Origin of the sequence: Streptomyces sp. NPDC053069 (assembly GCF_044546895.1) — a bacterium.
Classification (GTDB): Bacteria; Actinomycetota; Actinomycetes; order Streptomycetales; family Streptomycetaceae; genus Streptomyces.
This window is the reverse complement of sequence record NZ_JBITZN010000008.1, coordinates 51,711-70,333: the sequence shown is the minus strand read 5'-3', so window position 1 is coordinate 70,333 and position 18,623 is coordinate 51,711. Positions and strand designations below refer to the sequence as shown.

The 18,623-nt window shown below is 72.6% G+C and carries 15 protein-coding genes; 8 read left to right on the top strand and 7 right to left on the bottom strand.

Features of this window, described 5'->3' with window-relative positions; translation table 11 throughout:
- Nucleotides 1–88: 88 nt before the first annotated feature.
- The 3 genes from ACIGXP_RS19900 to rsmH all read right to left on the bottom strand — a co-directional run bounded on the left by ACIGXP_RS19900 (nt 89) and on the right by rsmH (nt 3,824).
- Nucleotides 89–2,053: a penicillin-binding transpeptidase domain-containing protein gene (locus ACIGXP_RS19900; RefSeq protein WP_399769988.1), complete on the bottom strand. Its 1,965-nt coding sequence runs from the start codon at nt 2,051–2,053 to the stop codon at nt 89–91.
- A 202-nt stretch (nt 2,054–2,255) separates the two neighbouring features.
- The gene (locus ACIGXP_RS19895; RefSeq protein WP_363220257.1) at nt 2,256–2,825 is read right to left on the bottom strand and encodes a septum formation initiator family protein; all 570 of its coding nucleotides are present in this window, start codon (nt 2,823–2,825) and stop codon (nt 2,256–2,258) included.
- 42 nt (nt 2,826–2,867) lie between these two features.
- Nucleotides 2,868–3,824, bottom strand: coding sequence for a 16S rRNA (cytosine(1402)-N(4))-methyltransferase RsmH (gene rsmH / locus ACIGXP_RS19890; RefSeq protein ID WP_363220258.1), 957 nt, complete (start codon nt 3,822–3,824; stop codon nt 2,868–2,870).
- Between the two features lie 423 nt (nt 3,825–4,247).
- On the opposite strand from rsmH, the gene ACIGXP_RS19885 reads away from it, so the two are divergent.
- From ACIGXP_RS19885 to ACIGXP_RS19870, 4 genes are all read left to right on the top strand, one after another.
- Nucleotides 4,248–4,796, top strand: coding sequence for a beta-class carbonic anhydrase (locus ACIGXP_RS19885; RefSeq protein WP_399769984.1), 549 nt, complete (start codon nt 4,248–4,250; stop codon nt 4,794–4,796).
- Between the two features lie 246 nt (nt 4,797–5,042).
- Complete coding sequence (locus ACIGXP_RS19880; RefSeq protein ID WP_363220260.1) at nt 5,043–6,086, top strand: MoxR family ATPase; 1,044 nt, start codon at nt 5,043–5,045, stop codon at nt 6,084–6,086.
- Nucleotides 6,086–7,447: a DUF58 domain-containing protein gene (locus tag ACIGXP_RS19875; protein ID WP_363220261.1), complete on the top strand. Its 1,362-nt coding sequence runs from the start codon at nt 6,086–6,088 to the stop codon at nt 7,445–7,447. The genes ACIGXP_RS19880 and ACIGXP_RS19875 overlap by 1 nt, the downstream gene beginning before the upstream one ends.
- Entirely contained in the window at nt 7,444–9,825 is a 2,382-nt protein-coding gene (locus tag ACIGXP_RS19870; protein ID WP_399769981.1) for a DUF3488 and DUF4129 domain-containing transglutaminase family protein, read from the top strand. The genes ACIGXP_RS19875 and ACIGXP_RS19870 overlap by 4 nt, the downstream gene beginning before the upstream one ends.
- Nucleotides 9,826–9,916: 91 nt before the next feature.
- Here the strand turns inward: ACIGXP_RS19870 and ACIGXP_RS19865 are convergent, their stop codons facing one another.
- The 3 genes from ACIGXP_RS19865 to ACIGXP_RS19855 all read right to left on the bottom strand — a co-directional run bounded on the left by ACIGXP_RS19865 (nt 9,917) and on the right by ACIGXP_RS19855 (nt 12,053).
- The gene (locus ACIGXP_RS19865; protein ID WP_363219885.1) at nt 9,917–10,300 is read right to left on the bottom strand and encodes a DUF3040 domain-containing protein; all 384 of its coding nucleotides are present in this window, start codon (nt 10,298–10,300) and stop codon (nt 9,917–9,919) included.
- A 276-nt stretch (nt 10,301–10,576) separates the two neighbouring features.
- Nucleotides 10,577–11,347: a methyltransferase gene (locus ACIGXP_RS19860; protein ID WP_363219884.1), complete on the bottom strand. Its 771-nt coding sequence runs from the start codon at nt 11,345–11,347 to the stop codon at nt 10,577–10,579.
- 142 nt (nt 11,348–11,489) lie between these two features.
- Entirely contained in the window at nt 11,490–12,053 is a 564-nt protein-coding gene (locus ACIGXP_RS19855; protein ID WP_363219882.1) for an SAV_6107 family HEPN domain-containing protein, read from the bottom strand.
- A gap of 170 nt (nt 12,054–12,223) precedes the next feature.
- Here ACIGXP_RS19855 and ACIGXP_RS19850 point away from each other — a divergent pair, with 170 nt between their 5' ends.
- The 4 genes from ACIGXP_RS19850 (at nt 12,224) to ACIGXP_RS19835 (ending at nt 17,664) form a co-directional block, all read left to right on the top strand.
- Nucleotides 12,224–13,045 carry an ATP-binding cassette domain-containing protein gene (locus tag ACIGXP_RS19850; protein ID WP_399770492.1) on the top strand — a complete coding sequence of 274 codons (822 nt, stop codon included), beginning with the start codon at nt 12,224–12,226 and terminating at the stop codon, nt 13,043–13,045.
- Entirely contained in the window at nt 13,032–15,116 is a 2,085-nt protein-coding gene (locus ACIGXP_RS19845; RefSeq protein ID WP_399769977.1) for a YhgE/Pip family protein, read from the top strand. Before ACIGXP_RS19850 ends, ACIGXP_RS19845 begins: the two co-directional genes overlap by 14 nt.
- A gap of 47 nt (nt 15,117–15,163) precedes the next feature.
- A complete protein-coding gene (locus tag ACIGXP_RS19840) occupies nt 15,164–15,793 on the top strand; it encodes a TetR/AcrR family transcriptional regulator (protein ID WP_363219880.1) in 630 nt (209 codons plus the stop codon).
- A 353-nt stretch (nt 15,794–16,146) separates the two neighbouring features.
- A complete protein-coding gene (locus ACIGXP_RS19835; protein WP_399769975.1) occupies nt 16,147–17,664 on the top strand; it encodes a phytoene desaturase family protein in 1,518 nt (505 codons plus the stop codon).
- A 13-nt stretch (nt 17,665–17,677) separates the two neighbouring features.
- Here ACIGXP_RS19835 and ACIGXP_RS19830 read toward each other — a convergent pair whose 3' ends face one another.
- Nucleotides 17,678–18,601, bottom strand: a complete 924-nt coding sequence (locus ACIGXP_RS19830; protein WP_399769973.1) for a hypothetical protein — start codon at nt 18,599–18,601, stop codon at nt 17,678–17,680.
- Nucleotides 18,602–18,623: the final 22 nt, after the last annotated feature.

Genomic DNA, 18,623 nt, shown 5'->3' with positions numbered 1-18,623 from the left:
AGCGAAGTGAGGGGCGCAGGGCGCCTTGGTTCCCGGGTTCCGGGGTGATCGTTGTCACGGCTGGTTCCTGGTGTTTCCGAGGTGCTGATCAGGGCTTGTAGTCGACGGGCAGGTTGGCGGGCTGCGCCCCGGTCGGCGGCACCTGCAGCGTCTTCAGCGCGAACTCCATCACCTGCTTGTAGATGGGACCGCAGATCTGGCCGCCGTAGTAGCTGCCGGAGGTGGCGTTCTGGATGGCGCAGTAGACGGTGATGCGGGGGTTGTCCGCGGGCGCGAAGCCGGCGAACGACGAGGTGTATCCGTGGTACCTGCCGGTGGCCGGATCCACACGGTTGGCCGTGCCGGTCTTGCCCGCGACCCGGTAGCCGGGGATGCGGGCCTTGATGCCGGTGCCCTGCTCGTCGTCCACGACGGACTCCAGCATGTGGGCGAGGGAGGCGGCGGTCTTCTGGCTGACGACCCTGGTCTTCCTGGGCTTGGGCGCGGGGGTGAAGCGACCGTCGGGACCCTTGGTGCCGCGCACCAGGGTCGGCTGGATCCGCACCCCGCCGTTGGCGATGGTCGAGTACACGGAGGCGGCCTGCAGGGCGTTGAGGGAGAAGCCCTGGCCGAAAGGAATCGTGTACTGCTGCGAAGTGGACCACTTCCGGTACGGCGAGAGGATGCCGGGGGTCTCGCCGGGGAAGCCGAGTCCGGTGTAGCTGCCGATGCCGAACTTGCGCAGGTAGGAGTAGAGGACCTTGTTCGCCTCGGACTGCGTTCTGCCGAGCTGGCCGGTGGCCAGGATGGTGCCGATGTTGCTGGACTTGGCGAGGACGCCGTTGAGGGTGAGGTACCAGGTGTCGTGGTCGACGTCGTCCGAGAAGAGCCGGTCGCCGCGGTGCAGCCGGTTGGGGACGACGACGTGGGTGAGCGGGGTCGCGGCGTTCTCCTCCAGCACGGCCGCCATGGACATCACCTTGGCGGTGGAGCCGGGCTCGTAGGCGTCCTGGAGGGCCGCGTTGCCCATGGCCTCCGCGTCCGCCCTGGACAGGTTGTTCGGGTCGAAGCCGGGTGCGTTGGCCATGGCCAGGATCTGGCCGGTGCGGGTGTCCTGGACGACGACGTACCCGCGGTCCGCGCCGGACTTCCTCACCTGGTCGGTGATGGCGTTCTGCGCGGCCCACTGGATGTCGCGGTCGATGGTCAGCTCGACGTCGGAGCCGGGCACGGCAGGTGTCTCGTTGGACCCGGCCGTGGGCACCTCGCGCCCGCCGGACTGGGCATAGCGGATCTTGCCGTCCTTGCCCGCCAGCTGCTTGTTCATCTCCTGCTCGATACCGCCGCCGCCCTGCCCGTCGGAGTTGACCCACCCCAGTATCCCGGCGGCGAGGTCACCGTTGGGGTACACGCGCTGGCTGCTGGGGTCGGCGAAGACACCGGCCAGCACGTTGGCGGTGGTGTGGTCCGTCTCCGCCTTCTTGGCGAGCGCGCTCTTCAGGTCCTTGATCTGCTTCCAGACCTGCGGGGTCTGCCGGGTGGCGAGCCGGGTGTACCGGGAGCTGCTGTCCTTGGGCCGAAGTCTGTTCACGATCTCGGCCTGGCTCTGCCCGAGGATCGGCGAGAGCAGCGCGGCGGCCTGCTCCGGCCCGTCGTCGATCTTCAGCTGCTTCCTGCTGAACATCGTGGGGTCGGCCGTGATGTCGTAGGCGTCCTCGCTGATGGCGAGGGCCACACCGTTGCGGTCGGTGATGCCGCCGCGGTCGGCGGCCAGCGTGTGCACGACATACCGGTTCTGCTCGGCCCGGGCGGCGTACGCGCTGGCGTCGACGGCCTGCACCTGGAGCAGCCGTACGACGAAGGCGAGCAGCACCAGGGTCAGGGCCAGGCTGACCATCCGCAGCCGGGGCCGGGCGCTGCCGAGCCGGAGGGGGCGCTGGGCCGGGGGCCGTGCGCCGCTCGGCCGCCGGGCCGGACGCGCACCGGGCCCGGGCTGCCGCCGCACGGCACTCCTCGGCCGCGGCGGCTTCGCAGGCCCCGGCACACGACGGCGCGGCGCTTCCCTGTCGGACACTTCCGTCACCTGCCAGGAGTCGGGGTCGCAATGGACTGGGGGACGGCGCGCACCCGGGCCCGCGCCGGACGACAGCGCGACGCACGCGGGGCCGCACCCGAACCGCACCGGAACCGGCGACCAACCGCACCGCCACCCGGGCCGAGCGCATGCACAGGCCCCGGCACACGACGGCGCGGCGCTTCCCTGTCGGACACTTCCGTCACCTGCCGGGAGTCGGGGTGGGGATGGGCTGGAGGGCGGTGGGCGGCGGGGGTGCGGCCGCCGCCGGGGCGGAGGGTGCGGGGACGGGCTGGGGCTGTCCCTGCGCCGGTGGGGCGGAGGCGGGCGTGGACGGGGGTGCGGAAAGGGCGGCGGCCGGGGCCATGGCCTCGGGGGCGACCGGGGCGGTGAGGGCGGCGGGCCCGGGGCTCGCGACTTGCGGTACGCCCTTGACGGTGCCGTCGGGGTCGAGGAAGGCCGGGTCGCCGCCGGGGACCATGCCGAGTCGGCGGGCCCGGCGCTGGAGGGCGGCGGGGTCCGAGTAGGCGTCGATGTCCCGCTGGAGGGCCTGTTCCTCGTCGGTGAGGCTCCTCGTCTCCTTCTGCAGGGCGTCGAGTTTGAAGGAGCCCTCGCTGAGCGCGGAGTTCAGCACCAGCAGCCCGATGAGACCGCCGCCGAGCAGCAGGACGACGAGCAGGACGAACGGGGTGCGGGCGGCCCGGGCGCGGCCGGCCGGGAAGAGCCGGGCGAGCCGCGCGGCCCGCCCTCTCAGTGCGGGTTTCCTACTCACGGCTCCCCCGGTCAGTTCGGGAATCCAACCGACCCGTCCGGCTCACTCGGCGTCCTCCCTGATGCGCTCGGCGCCGCGCAGCCTGGCCGGTGCGGCCCGGCGGTTCTCGGCGACCTCTTCCTCGGTGGGAAGTTCGGCACCCCGGGTGAGCAGCTTGAGCCGCGGCTGGTAGCGCTCGGGCACGACCGGCAGCCCGGGCGGCGCGGTGGACGCGGCGCCGGCCGCGAACACCTGCTTGACCAGCCGGTCCTCGAGCGAGTGGTACGAGAGCACGGCGATGCGCCCGCCGACGTCGAGGGCCTTCACCGCAGCGGGGATCGCCCGCTCCAGGACGGACAGTTCCCCGTTGACCTCGATCCGCAGCGCCTGGAAGGTGCGCTTGGCGGGGTTGCCGCCGGTGCGCTTGGCGGCCTGCGGGAGAGCGTCCCGGATCAGCTCGACCAGCCGGGCGCTGTTGCTGAACGGCTCCTTCTCACGCTCGCGCACGATCGCGGCCACGATCCGCTTGGCCTGCTTCTCCTCGCCGTAGGCGCGCAGGATGCGCACCAGTTCACCCGCCGGATAGGTGTTGAGGACCTCGGCGGCGCTGACGCCGGTCGTCTGGTCCATCCGCATGTCCAGCGGCGCGTCCTGGGCGTAGGCGAAGCCGCGGTCGGCCTCGTCCAGCTGCATGGAGGAGACCCCGAGGTCGAACAGGACGCCCTGCACGCGCGCGATGCGCAGCCGGTGCAGGACGTCGGGCAGCTCGTCGTAGACGGCGTGCACGAGGGTGGCGCGCTCACCGAAGGGCGCCAGCCGCTCGCCGGACAGCCGCAGCGCCTCCTTGTCCCGGTCGAGGCCGATCAGCCGCGCCTCGGGGAACCGGGTCAGCAGCGCCTCGCTGTGCCCGCCGAGCCCGAGGGTGCAGTCGACGACCACCGCTCCCGGGCGCTCCAGGGCGGGCGCCAGCAGGTCCAGGCACCGCTGGAGCATCACCGGGACGTGTCGACTCTGGCTCAAGGGGGCCTCTCACTCTTCCGGCGCGATGACGCACGCACCGCCGGGTCCCCGCCAGCTCGCGAAGGGGAGGCCTGCCGGCGCCGGAAGCGTCAGCCGGACCGGGAGCGGGAGGAGGCCGAGCCGTACGTACGCGCCGCGCACGTGGGGAGACGGCCCGGGTGTGAGCCGGGGTCTCCGGGGGTTTCACCAGCAGGGAGAGCCGCGTCTCCCGCTTCGCGCCACTTTAGTCCACCGTGTCTCGCGGTCAATCAACCGGCCTGCGCGTCGCCTACCGCATCGCGGCGGGAGCCGCAATTCGACGGTGTTCACCCGTCCGGACCATGTTCGTCCCACCTGTGGGTTGGCTCACAACAAGCCGTGATGACGTTCTTTGTCCCCTATCACAGCAAGCCAGGCCCTGCCGTGACCAGTAACGTCATGACTATGACGACTTCTGCAGCAGTTCCCACTGGATCCGAAGGCGCCATACCGAATGGCGGCACCGTGACCGATCGCCTGGTGGAGGCCAACCAGCGGTACGCCGCCGAGTTCACCGACCCGGGCATGGACGCCCGTCCCGTTCTCAAGGTCGCCGTGGTGGCGTGCATGGACGCCCGCCTCGACCTGCACAAGGCGCTCGGCCTGCAGCTCGGTGACTGTCACACCATCCGCAACGCGGGCGGTGTCGTCACCGACGACGTGATCCGCTCCCTGACCATCAGCCAGCGCGCGCTCGGCACCCGCAGCGTCGTGCTCATCCACCACACCGGCTGCGGCATGGAGTCCATCACCGAGGACTTCCGGCACGACCTGGAGATGGAGGTCGGCCAGCGCCCGGCGTGGGCGGTGGAGGCCTTCCGGGACGTCGACCAGGACGTACGCCAGTCCATGCAGCGCGTGCGCACCTCGCCGTTCCTGCTGCACACCGACGACGTGCGTGGTTTCGTCTTCGACGTGCGCACCGGTGCGCTGCGCGAGGTCGACCCGGCCTGACCGGGCACACCGGCCGGCCGCCCCGAAAGCATCCCGGCGCCCCCGTATCGAAAATGCGGTCGAAAAAGACGTAAGACCGACATCGTGCGGGCAGTTGTCCACAGGCGAGTGACACGAATCGGTAACGGCGGCAAGAATGCGGGGTGTGACATCACGCGGAACTGTTCCCGCGTGGTGTCCGTGTTTCGGGGTGGGCCGGTTTCGCAAGCAGCGTCGGCCCGGAAAGAACGGGCCGAGGAGGGCCGGGTGACGACCTATGACGATCGAGCGAGCCTCACAGATCTGACCGCCACGGTGGAACGGGTGCGCGGTTCGGTGGAAGGCGTGATCGAGGGCAAGCCCGAGGTCGTACGGCTCGCGCTGACCGTGCTGCTCGCCGAGGGCCATCTGCTGATCGAGGACGTCCCCGGGGTCGGCAAGACGATGCTGGCCAAGGCGCTGGCGCGGTCCATCGACTGCTCGGTGCGGCGTATCCAGTTCACGCCCGACCTGCTGCCCTCGGACATCACCGGGGTGTCCATCTGGGACCAGCAGCGCCGGGACTTCGAGTTCAAGCCGGGCGCCATCTTCGCGCAGATCGTGATCGGCGACGAGATCAACCGCGCCTCGCCCAAGACCCAGTCCGCGCTGCTGGAGTCCATGGAGGAGCGGCAGGTCACCATCGACGGGCAGACGTACGAACTGCCCAGTCCCTTCATGGTGGTGGCCACCCAGAACCCGGTCGAGATGGAGGGGACCTACCCGCTGCCCGAGGCCCAGCGCGACCGCTTCATGGCCCGCGTCTCCGTCGGCTATCCCAGCGTGGAGGCCGAGTTGCAGATGCTCGACATCCACGGCGGAGTGAGCCCGCTGGAGGACCTGCAGCCGGTGGCGCACGCCCACGAGATCGTGAAGCTGATCGAGGCGGTGCGCACCGTACACGTCTCCGAGCCGGTCCGGCGGTACGCGGTGGAGCTGGTCGCCGCCACCCGCACCCATCCCGACCTCAGACTCGGCGCCTCCCCGCGCGCAACGCTGCACCTGCTGCGCGCGGCGAAGGCGTCCGCGGCCCTCGCCGGCCGGGAGTACGCGCTGCCGGACGACGTCCAGGCGCTCGCCGTCGCCGTTCTCGCACACCGCCTGCTGCCCACCGCGCAGGCCCAGCTGAACCGTCGTACGGCCGAGCAGGTCGTGCAGGAGATCCTCCAGCGCACCGCCGTGCCCGCGGCACCGGGACAGCAGGCACCGGGCTTCGGCGGCCTCGGCCGTGGCGTCCCGGCGTATCCCCAGCAGCCTCCGCGGAGTCTGTGATGAGCACCGGGGGGAGCGGGCAGGCGGAGGCCGGCCGCGGGGAGACGGGCGGCGTCCGTACGGCCCTGGCGGGTCTGACGACCCGTGGCCGTTCCTTCCTGGCTGCCGGGATCGCGGCCGCGATCTGCGCGTACGTCCTGGGCCAGAGCGATCTGCTGCGGGTCGGCCTGCTGCTGGCCGCGCTGCCGCTGATCTGCGCGACCGTGGTGTACCGCACGCGCTACCGGGTGGCCGGCACCCGCCGGCTCGCCCCCGGGCGGGTACCGGCGGGCAGCGAGGCCCGGGTGCATCTGCGGATGGACAACGTCTCCCGGCTGCCCACCGGCCTGCTGATGCTCCAGGACCGGGTGCCGTACGTCCTCGGACCACGGCCCCGTTTCGTGCTGGACCGGGTGGAGCCGGGCGGCCACCGCGAGGTGTCCTACCGGGTCCGCTCCGACCTGCGCGGCCGGTACCCGCTGGGCCCGCTCCAGCTGCGCCTGACGGACCCCTTCGGGATGTGCGAACTGACCCGCTCCTTCTCGGCGTACGACACCCTGACCGTCATCCCTCGCGTGGAACCGCTCGCCCCGGTCCGCTTCAGCGGCGAGGCCCAGGGGTACGGCGACGGGCGGCAGCGCTCGCTGGCCCTCGCGGGCGAGGACGACGTGATCCCGCGCGGCTACCGCTACGGCGACGATCTGCGCCGGGTGCACTGGCGGTCCACCGCGCGCTACGGCGAGCTGATGGTGCGCCGCGAGGAGCAGCCCCGGCGCTCGCGGTGCACCGTGCTGCTGGACACCCGGGGCGGTGCCTACGAGGGCGCGGGCCCCGACTCGGCCTTCGAGTGGGCCGTCTCCGGTGCCGCCTCGGTGCTGGTGCACATGCTCGAACGGGGCTTTTCGGTACGGCTGCTGACCGACAGCGGCAGCGTGGTGCCCGGCGAGGGCGCCGACGGGTTCGCGGGGACCGGCCAGGAGACCGCGGAGGCGGCCGGGCTGATGATGGACACCCTCGCGGTGATCGACCACTCCGACGGCACGGGCCTGTCCCGGGCCTACGACGTGCTGCGCGGCGGCAACGAGGGCCTGTTGGTCGCCTTCCTGGGCGATCTGGACGAGGAGCAGGCCGCGACGGTCGCCAAGATGAGCCGCCGCAGCGGCGGTGCGGTCGCCTTCGTGCTGGACCCGGACACCTGGGTGCGTGAGTCGACCGACGTGCCGGGGCCGGACGACCCGCACACCGAGCGGCTGCGCATGCTGCGCGAGGCGGGCTGGACGGCACTGAGCGTGCCGCGCGGCGCCGCGCTGAACGGACTGTGGCAGGGGGCGGACCGGGAGCGCTCCGGTCTGGCCGCCGTGAGCGGGGAGGCGAGGGCATGAGCGGGCGGGCACGACTGGCGCTGTGTGCGGCCGCGGCCACGCTGATGGCCTCCTGCTCGCTGCTGCCGCTGGTGGCCGAGCCGACCTGGCTGCTGCAGCTGGTGCCGCTGGTGGCCGTGCAGACCGGGGTGGGTGCGGCGGCCCGCCGGGTGCCGCTGGGCCGGCCGCTGACCGTGGCGGCGCAGGCGCTGGCCACGCTGGTGCTGCTGACCCTGGTCTTCGCACGGCAGCACGCGGTCATCGGGCTGCTCCCCGGCCCGGACGCCTTCCGGCACTTCGCCGACCTGCTCCAGCAGGGCTCGGACGACGTCAACGAGTACGCGATACCGGCGCCGCTCACCGACGGCATCAAGCTGATGCTGATCGGCGGCGCCCTGCTGATCGGCCTGCTCGTGGACACGCTCGCGGTGACCTTCCGCAGCGCGGCCCCGGCCGGGCTGCCGCTGCTCGCGCTGTACTCGGTGGCCGCCGGGCTGTCCCATGGCGGGGCTGACTGGCTGTGGTTCCTGGTGGCGGCGGCCGGCTATCTGATGCTGCTGCTCGCGGAGGGCCGGGACCGGCTGGCCCAGTGGGGCCGGGTCTTCGGCGGCGCTCCCCGTTCTCCGGGCTCCCCCGAGGCCGGCGCGGTGGCCCCGGTGCGCACGGGACGCCGGATCGGCGCGGTCGCGCTGGGTGTGGCCCTGATGGTCCCGCTGGTCCTGCCCGCGATGCAGGGCGGCCTGCTCGACGCCGCCGGCACGGGCGTGGGGGTGGGCAGCGGCCGGGGCACCGGGGGCGGCGCGGTCAACCTGCTGGTGGCGCTGCGCGACAACCTGAACACGGACAACGACCGCCAGGTGCTGTCCCTGAAGACCAGCAGCAACGACACCTCGGGCCTGTATCTGCGGATCGCCTCCCTGGACGACTTCGACGGCACCACCTGGAAGCCGGCCCAGCGGCACGTCGTCGGGGTACCGGACCGCTTCCCCACACCGATCGGCCTCGGCGCGGACGTCAAGCGCAGCACGGTGACGACCATGGTCACGGCGGCGGACTGGTACGCCCAGGACTGGCTGCCGATGCCGTACCCGCCGAGCGGGGTGAAGATCGGCGGACGCTGGCGCTACGAGCCGGTCGGCATGGCCGTGGTCGGCGACCACGGCCAGACCACGCGCGGGGCGGCGTACCAGGTGACCAGCCTGGATGTGCAGCCGACCGCGGCGCAGCTGTCCTCCGCGCCGGAGCCGCCCGCGGTCCTCAAGCGGGAGTACACCCAGGTGCCGACCACGCTGCCGAAGGTGGTCGCCAAGACCGCCAAGGAGATCACGGCGGGCGCGAGGAGCCACTACGAGGAAGCGGTCAAGCTCCAGGACCACTTCGCCGTCACCGGCGGCTTCCAGTACGACACCCAGGTGGAGGTCGGCCGCGGCCCGGGGGCCATCGCGAACTTCCTGAAGAAGAAGGAGGGCTTCTGCGTCCACTTCTCCTTCGCCATGGCGGCGATGGCCCGCACCCTCGGCATCCCGGCCCGGGTCGCGGTGGGCTTCGCGCCGGGCACCCCGCAGGCGGACGGCACCATCGCGGTGAGCCAGAAGGACGCGCACGCCTGGCCCGAGCTGTACTTCGAGGGCGCCGGCTGGACCCGCTTCGAGCCGACCCCGACCCGCGGTACGACGCCGTCGTACACCCAGTCGGACACGCCCGGCACCTCGCTGCCGGACCAGGACCTGCCCTCGCACCACTCGTCCACGGCGCCCTCGGCGGCGCCCTCGGCGAGCGAGAGCTGCACGCCCCAGCTGATCAAGCTGCAGGGCTGCGACACCGCGTCCGCCGCGGCGGCCCCGAGCAGCGGCGGCGCCGGGTCGGGCCCGGGGTGGTATCTGCTGATCGGCCTGGCCGCGCTGGTGGTGCTGGCGGTGCCGTGCTCACCGCTGCTGTGGCGGCTGCGGGTGCGGTCGGTGCGGCTGGGCGGGCACGCCCGGTCCGAGCAGGGCGCGGCGGCGCACACCCTGGCCGCCTGGCAGGAGCTGACCGACAGCGCCTGGGATCACGGCATCCCGCCGGACGAGTCACTGACCCCGCGCAGGGCGGCCGACCGGATCGTCCGGCTCGGGCAGCTGGACCCGGCGGCCGGTGCCGCGGTGCACCGGGTCGCGGACGCGGTGGAGCAGGTGCTGTACGCTCCCCGGCCGCGCCCCGCGGCAGGCGCGGCCGAGGACGTGCGCCGGGTGATCGAGGGGCTGCGCGGCAGGGCCGGCACCGGCGGACGGCTGCGGGCTCTGTTCCTGCCCCGCTCGTCGGTGCGGGTGGTGTGGGCGGTGGCGGCCAGGTGGGCATCGCTCCGGTCACGGGCGGCGGCCAGGGCCGGCCTGCGCCGGCCGTCGCAACAGCAGGGCTGAGACGACGTCGAGGGGCGACCACCGGTGGTGGTCGCCCCTCGATCTCGTCTGTCTGCGGGTGTCTGCCGGCGGCGCGGAAACCGCCGTACGGCTACCGGCCCTGTTCGTCCCGGCGGCGCTGCCAGCGCTCCTCGATGCGGTCCATCATGGAGCGCTTCGGCCGCGCCGGGCTGCGGACGGCGCCCGCGGGCTGCTCGCCCGGCTTCGGACCCTTGCGCCAGCCCGTGACGGCGAGTACGGCACAGCCCAGCATGACGAGGAAACCCACCACGCTGACCCAGATCAGCTGCGCGACCATTCCGGCCATGAGGAGCGCGATACCCACGAGGAAGCCTGCGACCGCCTGGTAGACCCGCCGCCGGGTGTACGTGCGCAGCCCGCTTCCCTCAAGCGCCGACGCGAACTTGGGATCTTCGGCGTACAGCGCTCGCTCCATCTGCTCGAGCATGCGCTGCTCGTGCTCCGAGAGCGGCACGGAGTCCTCCTCATCGTGCAGTCGCCGGGGCGACCCGGGGGGTCCCTTCAGGATAGGCAGGGAATCGCCCCCGTGAAACCCGCCCCTCTACGCCAATTGGCCAACCTGAACCGCCATGACCGTCCCGGCTCGCTGAGGCTTCCATTCCCCGGCGGCCGACCCGTCATGCCGGGTGGTGTACCTCGATCATACGGCGCAAACCCCACGATCGGGCGTCTTGTGGCGTACTCCATCCGCTGCCAAGGCCCTGATCAGCGGCGGGTCACGGCAGTCCGCTCAGGCCTGGGGCGCACCCTGCGTCTCACCGAGGACATGCAGCTGGGTGGCGACGGAGTGGAACGCGGGCAGCTCGGCCGCGGCGGCCTCCAGCTTCAGGAGCGCGTCGAGGGCGCCGGGTTCGGTGTCCACGAGGACGCCGGGGACGAGGTCGGCGAAGACCCGTACGCCGTGCACGGCACCGACCTTCAGGCCCGCGCCCTCGACCAGCGCGGTGAGCTGCTCGGCGGTGAACCGGCGGGGCATCGGGTCACCGGTGCCCCAGCGGCCGTCGGGGTCCGTCAGCGCCTGCCGGGCCTCCGTGAAGTGGCCGGCGAGGGCGCGGGCGAGCACGGCGCCGCCGAGGCCGGCGGCGAGCAGGCTGAGGACGCCCTCGGAGCGCAATGCGGCGACCGCGTTGCGCACGCCCTCGGCCGGGTCGTCGACGTACTCCAGGACGCCATGGCACAGCACGGCGTCATGGCCACCGCGCTCGACCACGTCGAACAGCCCGTGCGCATCGCCCTGGACGCCCCGGACCCGGTCGGCGACACCGGCCTCGGCGGCCCGGCGCTCCAGTGCGAACAGCGCGTTCGGGCTGGGGTCGACCACGGTGACGCGGTGACCGAGCCGGGCTACGGGCACGGCGAAGTTGCCGCTGCCGCCGCCGGTGTCGAGAACGTCCAGCGACTCCCGTCCCGTGGCCTTGACCCGGCGGTCGAGGGCGTCCCGGAGGACCTCCCAGACCACGGCGGTACGGAGAGAGGAGCGGGGGCGGCTCGGGTCCGACACGGCAGTTGACTCCTCGGCAGGGCTCGGAAGGCTTCGGGTGACTCCACCCTATTGCCTCCGGTGCCCTGCCTGGTCACCTCGGCCGGGGACGGCCGGTGGGTCTCGCGCGACGCTCGCGGCCCCTCGCGCCTCCGGCCGGTGGTCAGCCGGCGTCCGGAAGGTCACCGCGCGCTCTCGGGCCGTCCGGCTCACCGGTGTCCTGACGGGGCTGGGGCAGAACGGGCTGGAGGACGAGCATCCGCTCGACGATGCGCAGGAACATGCCCACGTCCCGTATCAGGTCGTCGGCGTCCCGTCGGCTCGCCGCTCCCTGGATGCCGGCCTCGGCGCGGGCACGGCGGGCGGCGCCGGAGGCGAACAGCGCGCTCCACTCGGTCAGTTCGGGGGCGATCTCGGGCAGCACTTCCCAGGCGCTGCGGATCCGGGCGCGGCGGCGCGGGGAGGTCTCGGGGCGGCCCAGGGCGGCGAGCACCGCGGCGGCGGTGCGCAGGGCGGCGAGGTGGGCCGTCGCATAGCGCTCGTTCGGTGTTTCCAGGACGGTGGCCTCGTCCAGTCCGGCACGGGCCTGGGCGAGCAGGTCGAGGGCGGCGGGCGGGGCCGTGGCCCGGCGGAGCACGGGGTGCACGTCGCTCGCCGGGCCGGTCAGTGAGGGGGCAGGGCCGGTGGCGCGGCGCCGGCGGGCGGCGGCTGCGGACGGGCTGGCCATGACGAACCTCCTGTCGTCTGGGTGACGGCACGAATGCCGTATGTGCCCATCGTGAGGTATGGCACTGACAATCCGTTCTGACCTGGGGCTTTGCCTCGATCACAGATTCGGGCGTATTTTTGCACTGACCAGTCAGTTCAAAAACAACAGCAGGGGGGCTTGTGGACGGCATGCACGTCCGGGCCGAGGGCCTCGGGCTCAAAGGGCCGCGAGGGTGGGCCTTCCGAGGCATCACCCTCGACGCGGGACCCGGCTCACTCATCGCGATCGAGGGACCGTCCGGCTCCGGCCGCACCTGTCTGCTGCTCGCGCTCACCGGACGGATGAAGCCCACCGAGGGAGTGGCCACCGTCGGCGGATTCAAACTCCCCCGGCACATGGCCGGGTTGCGCCGCGTCAGCGCGGTCGCCAACGTGGCCGGGGTGACGGACCTGGAGCCGGCCCTGACCGTCGGCGAGCACCTGCGCGAACGGGCCCTGCTGCAGAGCCGCTTCGGCGACTCCCTGCGCGACCTGCTGCGCCCCCGCCCCCAGCGCACGCACGAGGCACGGCTGCGCGTCGACGCGGCCCTGGCCGCCGCCGGACTCGATCTCGAAACGCTGCCCAAGGGCTCCCGGACGGCCGTGCGTGACCTGGAGCGACCGCAGGAACTGCGCCTGTCCCTCGCGCTGGCCCTGCTGGGGCGGCCCGGACTGCTCGGCGTCGACGACATCGACATGAAGCTCTCGGACGGCGAGCGCGCCGAACTGTGGGACGTGCTGCGGTCCCTCACGCGCGCGGGGACGACGGTGGCGGTCGTGTGCCGCACCGCCCCCGGTGACTGCGTCGTCGTACGGACGGGACCCGCGGACACCGAGGCGGAGGCCGGCCGGAGCGGCGAGACGCAGGGCCGGACGGACGGCGAGACGGACAGCCGGACCGACGGCGAGACGGACGCCCGCAAGAGCGGCGGGAACAGCGACCCGAAGGAGGACGTCGATGCGCTCGCCTAGGCTGGCCGCGCTTGAGCTGAGGCGCTTCGGGCGCGGGAGGCTGCCGCGCGCCGCCCTAGTCGCCCTGCTCGTGCTGCCCCTGCTCTACGGCGCCCTGTACCTGTGGTCCTTCTGGGACCCGTACGGCCGTCTGGACCGCATCCCGGTGGCCCTGGTGAACGACGACAAGGGCGCCACGGCGGGCGGGAAGAAGATCACCGCCGGTGACGACATCGTCGACGGGCTGCGCGACAGCCGCACCTTCGCATGGCACCAGGTGAGCGACGAGGAGGCCCGCCGGGGCGTCGAGGACGGCACGTACTACCTGTCGCTGACCCTGCCGGCCGACCTCAGCCGGCGGATCGCCTCCAGTTCCGGCGACTCCCCGCAGACCGGCGCCCTTCAGGTGCGCACCAACGACGCGAACAACTACATCGTCGGCCAGATCTCGCGCAGCGTCTTCAACGAGGTCCGCTCGGCCGCCTCCACGAAGACCTCGCGCACCTTCCTGGACAAGATCTTCGTCTCCTTCTCCGACATCCACGACAAGACCGTCACGGCCGCCGAGGGCGCCGACAAGCTGAACACCGGTATCGGAAAGGCGGAGAAGGGCTCCAAGGACCTCGCCGACGGGCTGAAGGACGCCAAGAGCGGCAGCGGCAAGCTGGCCACGGGCCTGAAGAAGCTCAACACGGGCGCCGGTGACCTGCAGGACGGTTCGCGGCAGGTCGCCGACGGCACGAAGGCACTCGCCGACAAGGTCAACGGTGTCTACGGCACGGCCGGCCCCTTCCTGAAGGACAACGAGAAGACCATCGGGGACACCGCCCGCCTGGTCTCCGACTCGGCCAAGACCGTCAAGGACAATCTCGACGTCCTGGTGAAACACGCCCCGGGCGCCGCGAAGCTCGCCCACGCGAACGCCGACATCCTGGACGCGATCTACAAGGCGCGCTGCGAGACCGCCGCGATACCCGACCCGAACTGCGCCGACCTCAAGCGGGCCAGGACGGCCACCGCCGAGGTGGCCACCGTCGCGGACGACCTCAACACACTCGTCGCCGACCAGGACGGCGACCTCAAGACGATGCGGGACAACCTCGGCACCCTCCAGAAGCAGGCCACGGCACTCGAACAGCGCGCGCCCCATCTGTACGAGGACGTCGACGACGCCGTCACGAAGATCAACGAGCTGAACACCGGCGCACAGAAGGTCGCCGCCGGCGCCAAGAAGCTGCACACCGGCCTCGGCACCGCCCAGACCGGCGCGACCACGCTGGACAAGGGCATCGGCACGGCCGCCTCGGGCGCGCAGACCCTGAACGGCGGCTTGTACAAGCTGTCCGACGGCTCGGACAGGCTCGCCGGCGGACTGCACGACGGCGCCGGGAAGATCCCGGACTACGACAAGAAGGACCGCGACCAGCGCACCGGCGTGATGGCCGACCCGGTCCAGCTGGCCTCCCACGACCTGCACAAGGCACCGAACTACGGCACCGGCTTCGCCCCGTACTTCATCCCGCTGTCGCTGTGGGTGGGCGCGATGGTCGCCTACATGCTGATCCCGCCGCTCAACCGGCGTGCCCTGGCGGCCGGTTCGCCGGCCTGGCGGATCGCGCTCGCGGGCTGGCTGCCGGTGGCCGCGGTGGGCGTGCTCCAGGTGGTGGCCCTGATGGCCGTACTGCACTGGGCGATCGGTCTGCAGATGCTGCGCGCGGCGGGCACGATCGGCTTCCTGTGCCTGGTCACGGGGTGCTTCGCGGCGATCGTGCAGTGGCTGAACGCCCGCTTCGGCGCGGCCGGCCGGATCCTGGTACTCGCGCTGCTGATGCTCCAGCTGACCTCGGCGGGCGGCACCTATCCGGTGCAGACCAGCCCGCGCTTCTTCAACGCGATCCACCCGTTCCTGCCGATGAGCTACATCGTGGAGGCGCTGCGCCGGCTGATCACGGGCGGCGGGCTCGGCCCGGTGTGGCAGGCGTGCGGTGTGCTCGCCGCGTTCACCGCGGGCGCGCTCGCGCTGACCGCCCTCGCGGCCCGGCAGCGCCAGGTGTGGACGCTGGACCGGCTGCACCCCGAGCTGAGTCTGTGATCGGCAAGCGGCCACCGCACGCGCGCGTACCTGTGAGAATCAGGGCCATGGAAAGCAGCAGCGCCAGGTCAGGCGGCAGCACGCGCCGCGAGGCCACCCGGCAGAAGCTCTACGAGGCGGCCGTCACGCTCATCGCCGAGCAGGGCTTCTCCGCCACCACGGTGGACGAGATCGCGGAGCGGGCCGGGGTCGCGAAAGGCACGGTCTACTACAACTTCGCGAGCAAGTCTGTCCTCTTCGAGGAGCTGCTGCGGCACGGTGTGGGCCTGCTCACCGCCTCCCTGAAGGAGGCGGCCGAGCAGACCGCGGCCGAGGGCGGCAGCAAGGTGGACGCGCTGGACGCGATGGTCCGCGCGGGCCTGGTCTTCATCGATCGCTACCCGGCCTTCACCCAGCTGTACGTGGCCGAGCTGTGGCGCACCAACCGGGCCTGGCAGTCCACGCTGATGGTGGTCCGGCAGGAGGCCGTCGCGGTCGTCGAGGGCGTGCTGCGCGAAGGCGTGGCGGCCGGCGAGTTCAGCGACGAGATCGACGTGCAGCTGACGGCGGCCGCGCTGGTCGGCATGGTCCTGGTGGCCGCGCTGGACTGGAAGTCCTTCCAGCCGGAGCGCTCGCTGGACGACGTCCACTCCGCCCTGTCCCGGCTGCTCCAGGGCCGCGTGAGCGGCAAGGGCTGAACACACGAGGAAGGCGCCGGTCCGCTGCCGGACCGGCGCCTTCGCACTCCCCGTACTCCCCCGTACGGTCTTCCCCCGATGGTCCCCCGTGGGTGGTCGTCCCCGGGTCCCCCGACTCGCTTCCGCCGACGGATCGGCGGAAGGAGCGGCCAGGTGGCGAGCCCCGTTCCGCCGCCCCGTGCCGGCGGTGCCGGGCCGCGCCCCTTGCCGTGCCTCCACTCTGCCGTTCGCCCAGGTCGCGGCCCATCCGCGCACATACTCATCTCGCGGCCTGAGTACGCATACTCAGACACCCGCACGCGACCCCACGCCCGCGGACCGGATTGTCAGTGGCGGTCGATAAAGTCGCAGGCATGGCACGGATTGCGGTGATCGGCGCCGGGATGGGCGCGATGGCGGCCGCTGCCCGGCTGGCCGTCGCGGGCCACCGGGTGGCGGTGTACGAGCGTACGGAGACGTACGGCGGCGCGGTGCGCCGGTTCGAGCGGGACGGGTTCGCCTTCGACACCGGCCCGGGACTGCTCACCCTGCCGGCCGTGTACCGCGACCTGTTCGTCAAGACCGGCAAGGAGCCGCTGGAGGACTGCGTCGAGCTGGTCCAGGTCGATCCGTCCGCGCGGCATGTCTTCGCGGACGGCACCGAGGTGTCGCTGCCGAACGCCTCGCGCGCGGGTGTGGTCGCGGCCCTGGACGAGGCGCTGGGTGCGGGCGCGGGCGAGCGCTGGGGGGCGTTCCTGGTGCGGGCCCGGGAGGCCTGGGACCGCACGCGCAGGCCGCTGCTGGAGGAGCCGCTGTGGCCGAACTGGCAGGTGCTGGCCGAGAAGGAGCCGTATCCGGCCGTCCCGCACCGGCGCCTGCTGCGCACGCGGTACGCGCGCACGCTGTCCGAGATCGGCTCCCTCGAACTGTGCGACGAGCGTCTGGCGGCTCTGCTGGAGAGCTCCGCCCTCGCCTACGGCCTCGATCCGCGGACCGTTCCGGCGAGCGCGGCCGTGCTGCCCTACATGGAGCACGCCTTCGGCACCTGGTATGTGCGCGGCGGCATCCGAGAGTTGGCGCGCGCGGTGTACGAGCGGTGCGTGCAGCGGCGGGTCGAGTTCGTCTTCGGGGCGGAGGTCGTACGGATCCTGGAGAAGGAAGGCCGTGCGGCGGGCCTGGAGTTGAGGGACGGGACGGTGGCCGAGGCGGACTTCGTGGTGGCCGGTGTCGCCCCGGACGCCCCCGGCCGGACGGTCACGGGCGCGGTCCGGCGCGCTGAGGGCGCGGTCGCGCCGCAGCGCGGGATGCCGAGTCGGCTGACCGTGCTGCTGGCGCTGCGCGGCGGGCGGCCCGAGGGTGCTGCCCACCGGACCGTGGTGCACGCGGAGGACCCGGAGAGCGAGCGGAAGCTGCTGTTCGGCAGCCCCGGGGGGATGGCGGCGCGCCCGACGGTCACGGTGCTGCGGCCCGGCGACCCGGCGCTGGTCCCGGACGCCGCCCATGAGTCGGTCGTGCTGTTCTCGGCGGTCCCCGCCCGGACTCAGGGACAGGGCGGGACCGAGCGGCAGGTCTTCGACGACCACGCCGAGGACATGATCACGGCGGCGGAGCGGGCCGTGCCCGGTCTGCGGGACCGCATCCTCTGGAAGGAGGTGCGCACCCCTGCCGCCGTCGAGGAGGCCACGGGCGCGGCGGGCGGCGCGATACCGGCCCCGGCGCTCGCGGCCGGCGCCGGACGCCTGCTGCACCCGGGCAACAGCACCGACCTGGCCGGCCTCTTCACCGTCGGCGGCTGGTCGCACCCCGGCGGCGGACTGCCGCACGCGGGCATGTCCGGTGCGCTGGTGGCGGGTCTGATCGTGGAGGGGCCGGAGTTCCGCGGCTCCCAGTGAGCGGGCTCAGGTCTCAGAAACGGTACTGCTCGTCGTACCCGGCGCCGGGCTGCGGCTGCTGTGCATGGCCGTGTCCCTGGTACGGGTAGGGCTGCTCCTGCGGAAGTTCACCGCCGTAGGTCTCGTCGGTGCGCTGCTGCGGTACCCACGCGCCGCCCCCCGGGGTCTCGCCGTAGCCGCCGGCGTACGGATCCTGGGTGTAGCCCTGCTGGCCGTACTGCGCGGAGTAGCCGGTGTCGTACGAAGCGCCGTAGGGCTGGTTGCCGATGTACGGGTCGGAGTAGTTGGCGTAGGCCTGCTGTCCACCGGTGTCATAGCCGTAGCCCTGCTGGCCGTAGCCCGAGTAGTCGTAGGCGTAGCTCTGCTGCTCGGTGCCCTGGGCCTGGGTGGCGCCGGCGTAGGCGGTGTCGCCGTAGACGCCGTAGGAGCCGGTGTCCTCGGGCAGGGGCTGCGGCTCGTAGACGGCGGTGGTCTCGGCGGCGGTGGGGTCCCCGGGACGGGCGGCCGGGGTGAAGACGTCGTCGCGGTAGTCGTCGTCGTAGTCGCCGTGGCCCTGCGAGGGGACGGCCTGGCCGGGATCCCGGTCGTCGTCCGGGCCGCCGGGCTCCAGGCCGGCGCCCTCCGGGTCGTACCGGTCCGCCTTGCCGCGGCGGCGCTTGCTGGCGCCGCCGGTCTCGGCCTCCGGGCGTTTGACCGCCCAGCCCGCGGCGAAGCCACGGCGGAAGGAGACCGTGACGAAGGTCTGGCCGACCGCGAAGGCGATGGCACCGACGCCGATCACGATCACGGACGGCATCAGCACGCCGACGACGACACCGAGGAAACCGGCGAACGCGAGGAGCCGCCAGCGCAGGCGTGCCTTGTACTGCAGCAGCACCTCGCCCAGCAGCCACAGTGCGACGACGCCGAACGCGATGTAGAGGACCGTCCAGCCCATGTACGCCCCTCTCCCAGTGACC